This is a genomic window from Actinocorallia lasiicapitis, assembly GCF_054778695.1.
Genome location: NZ_BAAGZI010000569.1, coordinates 1 through 2710, shown reverse-complemented (window position 1 = coordinate 2710; position 2710 = coordinate 1). Strand labels below are relative to the sequence as shown.

Below are 2710 nucleotides of genomic sequence, written 5' to 3'. Positions count from 1 at the left end.
GGCGGCGGGGTGTTGCGCAGCCCGATGCCGGGCGCGGTCCTGGCCGTCAAGGTGCCCGAGGGCGACGTCGTCGCCGAAGGGCAGCCGGTCGTGATCGTCGAGGCGATGAAGATGGAGCACACCGTCACCGCGGGCGTCGCGGGCACGGTGACGAGCCTGCCCGCGCGGGTCGGCGCGCAGGTCGCGCTGGACGCGGTGCTCGCCGAGATCACCCCGGACGGGGGCGTGTGATGGAGCTTCCCGAGAGCGTCACCATCTACGAGGTCGGGGCGCGGGACGGCCTGCAGAACGAGTCCGCGATCGTGCCCGTCGAGATCAAGGCCGAGTTCCTCGACCGGCTGGCCGGCGCGGGGCTCACCACGATCGAGGCGACCAGCTTCGTCCACCCCAAGTGGGTGCCGCAGCTCGCCGACGCCGCCGACCTGCTCGCCCGGCTCGACCGGCGGCCCGGCGTGAACTACCCGGTGCTGGTGCCGAACGAGCGCGGGCTCGACCGGGCCCTCGAAGCGGGCGTCGCCGAGATCGCGATCTTCGGCAGCGCGACCGAGACCTTCGCCCGCAAGAACCTCAACCGCTCCCTGGACGAGCAGTACGCGATGTTCGCGCCGACCGTCGAACGGGCACTGCGCGAAGGGCTGCGCGTGCGCGCCTACCTGTCGATGTGCTTCGGCGACCCGTGGGAGGGCGACGTGCCGGTCCCGCAGGCCGTCGCGGCGGGCACCCGGCTGCTGGAGATGGGCTGCTACCAGCTCAGCCTCGGCGACACCATCGGCGTCGGCACGCCCGGCCGCGTCCAGGAGCTGATCGCCGCGTTCGGCGCGCCCGGCCGGCTCGCCGTGCACTTCCACGACACCTACGGGCAGGCCCTGGCCAACACCCTGGCCGCCCTCCAGTCCGGGGTGACCACGGTCGACTCCTCGGCGGGCGGCCTCGGCGGCTGCCCGTACGCCGAGAGCGCCACCGGCAACCTCGCCACCGAGGACCTCGTTTGGATGCTGGACGGACTCGGCGTCCGGCACGGGGTCGACCTCGACTCGCTCATCTCCACCAGCGTCTGGATGGCGGCGGCGCTCGGCCGTCCCTCCCCCTCACGCGTCGTCACCGCAAGGAGCCCCAAATGATCGACTTTTCGCTGACCGACGAGCAGACGGCGCTCAAGGAGAGCGTGACGGAGTTCGCGCAGAAGGCCGTCGCGCCCGTCATCGCCGATCTGTACGAGAAGCAGGAGTTCCCGTACGAGATCGTCGCGGGGATGGGCCGGATGGGGCTGTTCGGGCTGCCGTTCGACGAGGAGCACGGCGGCATGGGCGGCGACTACTTCGCGCTCTGCCTCGCCCTGGAGGAGCTGGCGCGGGTCGACTCCTCGGTCGCGATCACGCTCGAGGCCGGGGTGTCGCTCGGCGCGATGCCGATCTACAAGTACGGCACCGAGGAGCAGAAGCGGACGCTGCTCCCCCAGCTCGTCAGCGGTGCGAAGCTCGCGGCGTTCGGGCTGACCGAGCCGGGCGGCGGCTCCGACGTGCCCGGCGGGATGCGCACCACCGCGCGGCTCGACGGCGACGAGTGGGTCATCAACGGCTCCAAGGCGTTCATCACCAACTCGGGCACCGACATCACCGCCTTCGTGACGGTCACGGCGCTGACCGGCGAGAACGAGATCTCGACGATCATCGTCCCGAACGGCACGCCCGGGTTCACGGTCGCGCCGAAGTACTCCAAGGTCGGCTGGAACTGCTCCGACACCCACGAGCTGTCCTTCGCCGACGTCCGGGTGCCGGCCGCGAACCTGGTCGGGGAGCGGGGCCGCGGCTACGCCCAGTTCCTGCGCACCCTCGACGAGGGCCGGATCGCCATCGCGGCCGTCTCGGTCGGGCTCGCCCAGGGCTGTGTGGACGAGTGCCTGCGCTACGTCAAGGAGCGGGTCGCGTTCGGCCACGCCATCGGCACCTACCAGGCCATCCAGTTCAAGATCGCCGAGATGGAGGTGCGGACCTTCACCGCCCGCGCCGCCTACTACGCGGCCGCCGCGAAGATGCTGGCCGGCGAGCCGTTCAAGAAGGAGGCCGCGATCGCGAAGCTGGTCGCGTCCGAGGCCGCGATGGACAATGCCCGCGACGCCACCCAGATCTTCGGCGGCTACGGCTTCATGAACGAGTTCGCCGTCGGCCGCTTCTACCGCGACGCCAAGATCCTGGAGATCGGCGAGGGCACCACCGAGGTCCAGAAGATGATCATCGCTCGGCAGCTCGGGGTCGGCGCGTGATCTCCCTGATCCGTGACGCCCACGTCGCGCAGATCGTCCTCGACCGGCCGGAGGCGCACAACGCCCTGTCCACCGAGATGGCGCGCGAACTGGCGGCCGTCTGCGCCGAGACGGCCGCCGATCCCGGGATCCGGGCGGTCGTGCTGGCCGCCAACGGGACGAAGGCGTTCTGCGTCGGCGCCGACCTCAAGGAGCGGGCGTCCATGTCGGACGCCGACCTGCTCGCCCAGCGGCCGTTCTTCCGGGCCGCGTTCGGGGCGGTCCTGAACCTGCCGCAGCCGACGGTCGCGGCCGTGCACGGCTACGCCCTCGGCGGCGGCTGCGAGTTCGCGCTGTCCTGCGATCTGATCGTCGCCGACGAGACGGCCGTGTTCGGCCTGCCCGAGGTGGCGGTCGGGCTGGTGCCCGGCGGCGGCGGCACCCAGCTCGCGCTGCGCAGGCTCGGCC

Annotated in this window: 4 protein-coding genes; all 4 read left to right on the top strand. The window is 71.7% G+C overall.

Annotated elements, in window-relative coordinates:
* On the top strand, positions 1–231 hold a 231-nt coding region (locus ACYVE7_RS32260), incomplete at its 5' end, for an acyl-CoA carboxylase biotin carboxyl carrier protein subunit (RefSeq protein WP_460370131.1).
* On the top strand, positions 231–1121 hold the full coding sequence (locus ACYVE7_RS32255; protein WP_460370129.1) for a hydroxymethylglutaryl-CoA lyase: 891 nt from the start codon (positions 231–233) through the stop codon (positions 1119–1121). The genes ACYVE7_RS32260 and ACYVE7_RS32255, both read left to right, overlap by 1 nt.
* Positions 1118–2263, top strand: coding sequence for an acyl-CoA dehydrogenase family protein (locus ACYVE7_RS32250; RefSeq protein ID WP_460370127.1), 1146 nt, complete (start codon positions 1118–1120; stop codon positions 2261–2263). The genes ACYVE7_RS32255 and ACYVE7_RS32250 overlap by 4 nt, the downstream gene beginning before the upstream one ends.
* Positions 2260–2710, top strand: a 451-nt coding sequence (locus ACYVE7_RS32245) for an enoyl-CoA hydratase/isomerase family protein (RefSeq protein WP_460370126.1), incomplete at its 3' end; no start/stop codon positions are given. The genes ACYVE7_RS32250 and ACYVE7_RS32245, both read left to right, overlap by 4 nt.